Below are 7,368 nucleotides of genomic sequence, written 5' to 3' on the forward strand. Positions count from 1 at the left end.
CCGTCGCCGGTGCCCGGTTTGGGACGCCCAGCGCCGCGCCCCGGCCGTCACGCGCCGGCCGGGGGCACCACGACGGTGCCGGTCGCGGTGACCACCACGATCGGCTCCGCGAGCGCCTCGGCGGCCGAGGGGCCCTTGTCGGGACGGCCCCGGCACACCACGCGCGCCTCGAAGTCCAGGGTGCGGCTGCGGGTGCCGACACGGGTGACGGTGGCGGTGGCCTCCAGCACGTCACCGGCCCGCACGGGCGCGCGGAACTGGACGTCGGAGTAGGAGGCGAACAGGCCCTCGTCGCCGTCGGTGCGGATGCACACCTCGGTGGCCACGTCCCCGAACATCGCCAGCACGTACGCGCCGTCCACCAGGTCCCCGGCGTAGTGGGCGTGCCCGTAGGGGACGTAGCGGCGGTGGGTGACGGTGAGTCCTTGACGCGGATCGCTCACTGGGCGGCCTCCCGGGGCAGCAGGGCGTGGACGAGGTAGCTGGCGACCTCCGACGGGGTGGTGCCCTTGCCGAAGATGCGGTCCACCCCCAACTCGTCGGCGGTGACGGTGTCGAAGCGGGGGCCGCCCACCACCAGCAGCGGACGGCCCATGCCCGCGGCCACGGCGGTGGGGTACTCGGCGTGGAACGCGGCGGCCATCTGCTTGGTGTTGTGCAGGTGCGCGTTGCGCTGGGTGACGACCTGGGACACCAGCACGGCGTCGGCGTCCTCGGCCTTGGCGCGGGCGACCAGTTCCTCCACGGTGACCTGGGCGCCCATGTTGACCACCTGGATCTCGCGGTAGTACTCCAGGCCCTTCTCCCCCGCGAAGCCCTTGACGTTGAGGATGGCGTCGATCCCGACGGTGTGGGCGTCGGTGCCGATGCACGCGCCCACCACCACCAGGCGGCGGCCCAGCGTCGACCGGATCGCCAGGTTGACCTCCTGGGCGCTCAGCAGCGGGTACTCGCGTTCGGGCGGGGCGGGGATGCCCGCGTAGTCGATGAGGTGGTTGACCCGTCCGTAGACGATGAAGAACGTGAAGTCGGGGCCCATCGGCTTGGCGTGCACCACGCTGGCCGGGTCCAGCCCCATCTTCCCGGCCAGTTGCAGCGCGGCGGCCTCGGCGCGCTTGCCCGCCGGCACGGGAAGGGTGAACGACAGCTGCACCATGCCGTCGCCGGTGGTGTCGCCGTAGGGGCGGATGACCTGCCGTGTGTCGGCTTCGGCGGTGGTGTGGGCGGTGGTGGAGCCGGGGGTCGTGGCCGTCATGCGGGCACCTCCTCCTGCGCGCGCGCCGCGGCGTGGGGGTCCTCGGTGTCGAGGATCTCGATGGCGGGGTTGAAGTAGCCGTCGGCGCGTTCCACGACGCCGTCCAGGCCCTTGCCGCCGTCGGGGGGACGGCGGGTGACGCCGAACGTGCCGTCGGCGATGGCGTTGAGCAGCCCGTCGTCGGCGATGCGCGCCAGCAGGTCCACCGACTCGGCCAGCACGCGCCGCGCCCGCTGGACGATGAACCCGTCGGGGCGCGGGACGAAGTCCTCGGCCAGGTCGCCGCAGGCGTCGCGGACGTAGCGCACGTTCTCCAGCGCCAGGTCGCGGTCCGACAGCCAGGGGGTGTGGATGCCCTCGGTCATCATGCCGATGAGGATGATGGATTGACCGGTCATCACCCCCGCCAGGTTGAAGAAGGCGTCCAGCAGGTACCCGGCGAAGATGTTGCCGGTCATGTGCTTGGTGGGCGGCATGTACTTCAGCGGCGCGGCGGGGAACAGCTCGCGCACCAGCTGGGCGTGCGCCAGCTCCAGGCGGAACGAGCCCGGCAGCGACGGGTCGATCTCGAAGGCGTGGCCGAGGCCGAGCTGGGCGTCGGTCAGGCCCGCCTCGTGCCCGAACCGCTCGTTGAGCAGCTGGCTGACGATCACCGTGTGCGCGGCGTCGACCGCGTCGGCGGTGGTGAGGTAGTTGTCCTCCCCGGTGTTGATCACGATGCCGGCGCGGGCGTGGATCTGCCGGGAGAACCGCTGGTCGATGAAGGTGCGGCGGGGGTTGATGTCGCGGAAGATGATGCCGTACATGCAGTCGTTGAGCATCATGTCCAGGCGTTCGAGCCCGGCCAGCGTCGCGATCTCCGGCATGCACAGGCCCGAGGCGTAGTTGGTCAGCCGCACGTACCGGCCCAGCTCGCGGGACACGTCGTCGAGCGCGGCCCGCATCAGCCGGAAGTTCTCCTGCGTGGCGTAGGTCCCGGCGTAGCCTTCGCGGGTGGCGCCCTCGGGCACGAAGTCCAGCAGCGACTGCCCGGTGGAGCGGATCACCGCGACCACGTCGGCGCCCTCCCGAGCGGCGGCCTGCGCCTGCGGGATGTCCTCGTGGATGTCGCCGGTGGCGACGATCAGGTAGATCCACGGGTGCGGCGGGTCGCCGACCTGGCCGAGCAGCCGGTCGCGTTCGGCGCGGCGGCGGTCGATGCCGTCGACGCCGCCGCGGGCGGCCGCGCGCGCCGCGGAACGCGCCGCCCGCTCCGCGTCCCCGGCGGGCAGGCGGAACCGGACCCGGCCGCGGGCGGCGGCCTGCGCCAGCTCGGTCAGGGACGGGTAGGGGCCGGTCAGCAGCGCGTCCCACACCGGCAGCGCGACGCCGTGCTCCAGGCCGACCTGGTCGCGCACGGCGTCGGCGAGGTGGTTGACCCAGGGGCGGCCGTCGGCGTCGGCGCCCGCCAGCCCGGCCAGGCGCAGCAGCGCCCGTTCCACCGACACCGTGGTATGGGTCCGGGCCATCTCGATGATCGGTTCGGCGGCGCGCGCGGCCAGCCGCCGGGCCGTGCGCACCGCCTCCGGATCGAGTTCCAGCTTGGGCTGCGGCGTCATTGCCGTCCTCCGATCCACCGACAATCATCCGTCTCAGCGGAATATCTACGGAAGATCCTCCGGCATGCAGCCCTGATTGCGCAAGAACCTCTTTAGCCGCCGCCGCTCACAGCCCGCACCCCCGCCCCGGCGCCGTCCCGGTCGCGGGGGCCGGTCGCGGGGCCGGTCACAGGCCCGGGATCTGGTGGTTGCGGAAAGCGTCGACGAAGAGCCGGTGGTCGTCGCGCACCACCGCCGCGTACTCCATCCCGAACTCGATCATCGCCTCCACGAACGCCGACTCGTCCGGGCCGATCACCTTGTCGATGGCCTCCTCCACCTGGAAGTCGACCAGCGTGTGGTCGGAGTCGGTGTCGGACACGCAGTGGATCTTGGCGGTGGCGCGGCCCAGGTCGTCCAGCAGCGGCAGCATCTCCTCCGGCTCGGTCAGCCCCGACCAGTCCAGGTCCTCCTCGTAGGGCGACAGCTCCTGCACCACGTAGCCCACGCCGTCGATCTGCGTGTAGCCCAGCCACGGGTCGGTGTTGGCCTGCAGCGCCCGCCGCGACACCGCCGTGCGGTGGCCGTGGTGCCGGAAGTAGCCCCGGATGCGCTCGTCGTCCACCACCCGGCTGGGCGCGGCCACGTTGCCCTGCTTCATCGACAGGATGACGTCGTTCTCCAGCGCCTGGGTGTGCCCCTCCACCAGCACGTTGTAGGCCGACAGCCCGGCCGAGCCGATGCCGAAGCCCGACGCGCCCACGATGTCCTTGATCCGGTAGGTCAGGCTGCCGAACCGCTTGTCCTCGGGGATGGTGTGCAGGTACTCCTCGTAGGCCCGCTCGACCTTGGCACGTTCCTGCTCGTCCAGCCGCCGCACGCCCGGCCCGGCGCGGAAGCGCCGCTCGTGCCGCTCGACGACCGTCTTGTCCTCCAGCAGCCCGATGCGGGTCGACGACAGCGCCGAGACCAGCACCTGGCGGGCGTGCCCGTCGGTGTTGTCCAGGGTCAGCGCGAAGCCCTGGTCGTCGCCGTGCGCGGCGAAGGCGCGCACCTGGTCGACGTAGGCGCGCACGTACGTCTCGATCATCCGGCGGATGTCGGCGTCGGAGATCGCCTTGCCCCACGCCAGCAGCGCCACGCTCGCCACCAGACGCTTGACGTCCCAGGTGAAGTGCCCGACGTAGGCCTCGTCGAAGTCGTTGACGTCGAAGACGAACACCCCGTCGTCGCTCATGTAGGTGCCGAAGTTCTGCGCGTGCAGGTCGCCCTGGATCCACACCCGGCTGGTGCGCTCGTCGGCCCACGGGTCGTCGTCGTGCACGATGTCGGCGTAGAACAGGCAGGCGCTGCCCCGGTAGAAGGCGAACGGGTCGGCGGCCATCTTCCGGAACCGGCGGCGGAAGTCGGCGGGACTGCGCTCCATCAGGTCCGCGAAGGCCTCGACCAGCACGTCGACGATCTGCCGCTGCCGCTCCTCGGGCGCCTTCTCACGCAGGGACCGGGTGATGCTCGCCATCTGTGTTCTCTTCTCTGCTCGGGTGCCGGGGCGCGCTCCTCCCCAAGGTCCGGGCGCCCCCCGCCGCTACCGGACGTACCCGAGTCATTGTGCCGAATCGCGCCCCGCCCGGGCGGTGAACAACGCGCGAACCCCGGGCACCGACCGCACCAGTTCCAGCGCCATCCGCGCGTGCCCCGGCACGTACCCGTTGCCGATCAGCATCGTGACGTCCGCGGCCAGCCCCTCGGCGCCCAGCGCCGCCGCCGGGAACGAGGTCGCCATCGAGAAGAACACCACCGTCCCGCCCGGCGCGGTGCCCAGGATCGCCCCGTGCTCGCAGCCGGGCACGTCCACGCACACCACCGTCACGTCGGCGGGCTCGCCCAGCGCCTCCGCCACCGCCACCGGGTCGCGCGCGTCCGCCACCACCACCGCGTCGGCCAGCCCGGAGGTCTCCAGCCGCCGCCGCTCGTCCGCGTCCGGGACCAGCCCGACCGTGCGCGCCGCCCCCGCCCGCCGTGCCGCCGCCAGCGACAGCGACCCGCTCTTGCCCGCCCCGCCCAGCACCGCCACCACCGGGGGCGCGCCCCTGCCGACGCGCTCGGCCACCACGCGATGGGTGAGGGCGGGCGCGCCGCACACGTCCATCACCGACAGCGCCAGCGGCATCGGCAGGTCGTCGGGCAGCACGGCGGCGATGGAACGGGCGAACAGGATGGCGTGCCCCTCGGCCGGCACCTGCTCGGACCGGCCGTCCCAGCGGGCCAGCCCGTCGGTGATCGCCAGCGGCGTGAGCGTCAGCGACACCAGCGTGGCGACGCGGTCCCCCGACCGCAGGCCGAGCGGCGAGGCGGGACCGGCCTCGTCGACGACGCCGACCAGCATGCCGCCCGAGCCGGTCACCGGGTTGTGCATCTTGCCGCGCTCCTCGACGATCTCCAGCACGGCCCGCCGCAGCGCCCCGGCGTCGTCCCCGTGCTCGGTGCGCAGCTGCCGGTAGGACGCGGCGTCCAGGTTCAGCCGCTCCACCCGCACCCGCACCTCGTCGGGCCGGATGCGCGGGTCGGTGTCCAGACGGCGGGCGGCCTGCGGCAGCACGCCGCGCGGCTCCAGCACCCGGTGCAGGCCCACCGCGGTCCCGGCCGTGGTTCCGGCCGCCGTCCCCGCCGGCGTCCCGGCCGTGCCCCCCGCGCCCGGAGCGGCGCCGGAGCTTTCGGTCTCGCTGCGAAGATCGGTCATCTCTGTCCCGCCTCGCCTTCCCTGTCCGAATGTGAGTCCGCAGATTATCCCGGGTACCTCTGGTTTATCCGGAAGTCTTCCCGTAACGTCCGTCATATACAAGACTTTGTCCGCAGCACGTCGCGAGAGGTCGACGATGACCACTGCCCTGCACCCCGAGCCGGACACCGCCCGCCACCCGGGCGGGCCCGCCGAACAGCCCTACGCCTACCGGCGCCGGCCCCTGGTCGAACCCGACTGGCGCCGCCTTCCGGGCTGGCGGGACGTCACCACCGCCGAATGGGAGTCGGCCCAGTGGCAGCGCGCGCACTGCGTCAAGAACATCCGGCAGCTGCGGCAGGTGATGGGCGACCTGCTCGACGAGTCCTTCTACGCCGACCTGCGACGCGACCAGGACGAACGCGCCACCATGTCCATGCTCGTCACGCCGCAGATGCTCAACACCATGGACACCCGCTCCACCGAGGCGTTCTACGCCGACCCGGTGCGCCGCTACATGATCCCCGTGTTCAGCGACCGCCGCACCGACTGGCCGTCCCACCCCCACGCCACCCGCGACTCCCTCCACGAGGCCGAGATGTGGGCCGTCGAGGGCCTCACCCACCGCTACCCCACCAAGGTCCTGGCCGAACTGCTGCCCACCTGCCCGCAGTACTGCGGCCACTGCACCCGCATGGACCTGGTCGGCAACTCCACCCCGGCCGTCGACAAGCACCGCTTCACCGTCCGGCCGCCCGACCGGCACGAGGCCATGCTCGACTACCTGCGCCGCACCCCCGGCATACGCGACGTCGTCGTCTCCGGCGGCGACGTGGCCAACCTCCCCTGGCCGCGCCTGGAGTCCTTCGTCGACGCCCTGCTGGACATCGACAACATCCGCGACATCCGCCTGGCCACCAAAGCGCTCATGGGCCTGCCCCAGCACTGGCTGCAGGACGACGTCCGCGCGGGCATGGAACGCCTCGCCGCCAAGGCGCACCGGCGCGGCGTGCAGATCGCCGTCCACACCCACGTCAACGCCGCCCAGTCCGTCACACCCCTGGTCGCCAGGGCGGCACGCGCCCTGCTCGACACCGGCATCCGCGACGTCCGCAACCAGGGCGTGCTGCTGCGCGGTGTCAACGACTCCCCCGCCGCCCTGCTCGACCTGTCGTTCGCCCTGCTCGACGAGGCCGGGATCATGCCCTACTACCTCTACATGTGCGACATGATCCCGTTCAGCGAGCACTGGCGGCTGGCGGTCTGGGAGGCCCAGCGACTGCAGCACGCCATCATGGGCTACCTGCCAGGCTTCGCCACCCCCCGCATCGTGTGCGACGTGCCGTACGTGGGCAAGCGCTGGGTGCACCAGCTCGCCGACTACGACCGCGAACGCGGCATCTCCTACTGGACCAAGAACTACCGCACCGGCCTGGAGGCCACCGACCCCGACGCCCTCACCCGCCGCTACGAGTACTACGACCCCATCCACACCCTGCCCGAGTCCGGACAGGACTGGTGGCGAAGCCACTGACCCGCCGGGGCCGGCACCCACCGAACGGCGCCGGCCGGACCGGTCCGGCTACGCTTCGCTGAATGGGACCCGAGCTCACCGAACGCTTCCCCCTCGGCGCCGCCGCGACCGTCGCCGAACTGGAGGCCGACCCGCATCCCCTGCTGGCACGGCTGCGCGCGCACGAGCCGGTCTCCTGGCTGCCCGCCCTCGGCGGCTGGCTGGTCACCTCGCACCACCTGGCCGTCCGCGTCATGCGCGACGCCGCCACCTTCACCGTCGACGACCCGCGCTTCTCCACGGC

Annotated in this window: 6 protein-coding genes and 1 pseudogene; 2 read left to right on the forward strand and 5 right to left on the reverse strand. The window is 72.4% G+C overall.

Translation table 11 applies throughout. The features are described from left to right. Nucleotides 1-47: 47 nt before the first annotated feature. The 5 genes from kal to kdd form a co-directional block, all read right to left on the reverse strand. A complete protein-coding gene (gene kal, locus ABD811_RS13805) occupies nt 48-443 on the reverse strand; it encodes a 3-aminobutyryl-CoA ammonia lyase (RefSeq protein WP_344946321.1) in 396 nt (131 codons plus the stop codon). Further along, complete coding sequence (gene kamE / locus ABD811_RS13810; protein ID WP_344946324.1) at nt 440-1,255, reverse strand: lysine 5,6-aminomutase subunit beta; 816 nt, start codon at nt 1,253-1,255, stop codon at nt 440-442. The genes kal and kamE overlap by 4 nt, the downstream gene beginning before the upstream one ends. After that, nucleotides 1,252-2,853, reverse strand: a complete 1,602-nt coding sequence (gene kamD / locus ABD811_RS13815; protein ID WP_344946327.1) for a lysine 5,6-aminomutase subunit alpha — start codon at nt 2,851-2,853, stop codon at nt 1,252-1,254. The genes kamE and kamD overlap by 4 nt, the downstream gene beginning before the upstream one ends. A 166-nt stretch (nt 2,854-3,019) precedes the next feature. Next, complete coding sequence (locus ABD811_RS13820) at nt 3,020-4,351, reverse strand: DUF2252 domain-containing protein (RefSeq protein WP_344946332.1); 1,332 nt, start codon at nt 4,349-4,351, stop codon at nt 3,020-3,022. 84 nt (nt 4,352-4,435) lie between these two features. After that, nucleotides 4,436-5,572 (reverse strand): L-erythro-3,5-diaminohexanoate dehydrogenase, encoded by a 1,137-nt coding sequence (kdd, locus tag ABD811_RS13825; protein WP_344946335.1) that lies wholly within the window; start codon nt 5,570-5,572, stop codon nt 4,436-4,438. A 136-nt stretch (nt 5,573-5,708) separates the two neighbouring features. Between kdd and ABD811_RS13830 the strand changes: the two genes are divergently transcribed. Further along, nucleotides 5,709-7,085: a KamA family radical SAM protein gene (locus tag ABD811_RS13830; RefSeq protein WP_344946337.1), complete on the forward strand. Its 1,377-nt coding sequence runs from the start codon at nt 5,709-5,711 to the stop codon at nt 7,083-7,085. A gap of 62 nt (nt 7,086-7,147) precedes the next feature. Beyond that, a pseudogene (locus tag ABD811_RS13835) lies at nt 7,148-7,368 on the forward strand (cytochrome P450); the annotation flags it as partial.

Source organism: Actinomadura miaoliensis (assembly GCF_039536785.1).
In the GTDB taxonomy this organism is placed as follows: Bacteria; Actinomycetota; Actinomycetes; order Streptosporangiales; family Streptosporangiaceae; genus Spirillospora; species Spirillospora miaoliensis.

Coding starts and splice junctions, on each gene's coding strand:
- ABD811_RS13820 (WP_344946332.1), bottom strand. CDS start 4,351: ATGGCGAGCATCACCCGGTCCCTGCGTGAGAAGGCGCCCGAGGAGCGG.
- kamE (WP_344946324.1), bottom strand. CDS start 1,255: ATGACGGCCACGACCCCCGGCTCCACCACCGCCCACACCACCGCCGAA.
- ABD811_RS13830 (WP_344946337.1), top strand. CDS start 5,709: ATGACCACTGCCCTGCACCCCGAGCCGGACACCGCCCGCCACCCGGGC.
- kamD (WP_344946327.1), bottom strand. CDS start 2,853: ATGACGCCGCAGCCCAAGCTGGAACTCGATCCGGAGGCGGTGCGCACG.
- kdd (WP_344946335.1), bottom strand. CDS start 5,572: ATGACCGATCTTCGCAGCGAGACCGAAAGCTCCGGCGCCGCTCCGGGC.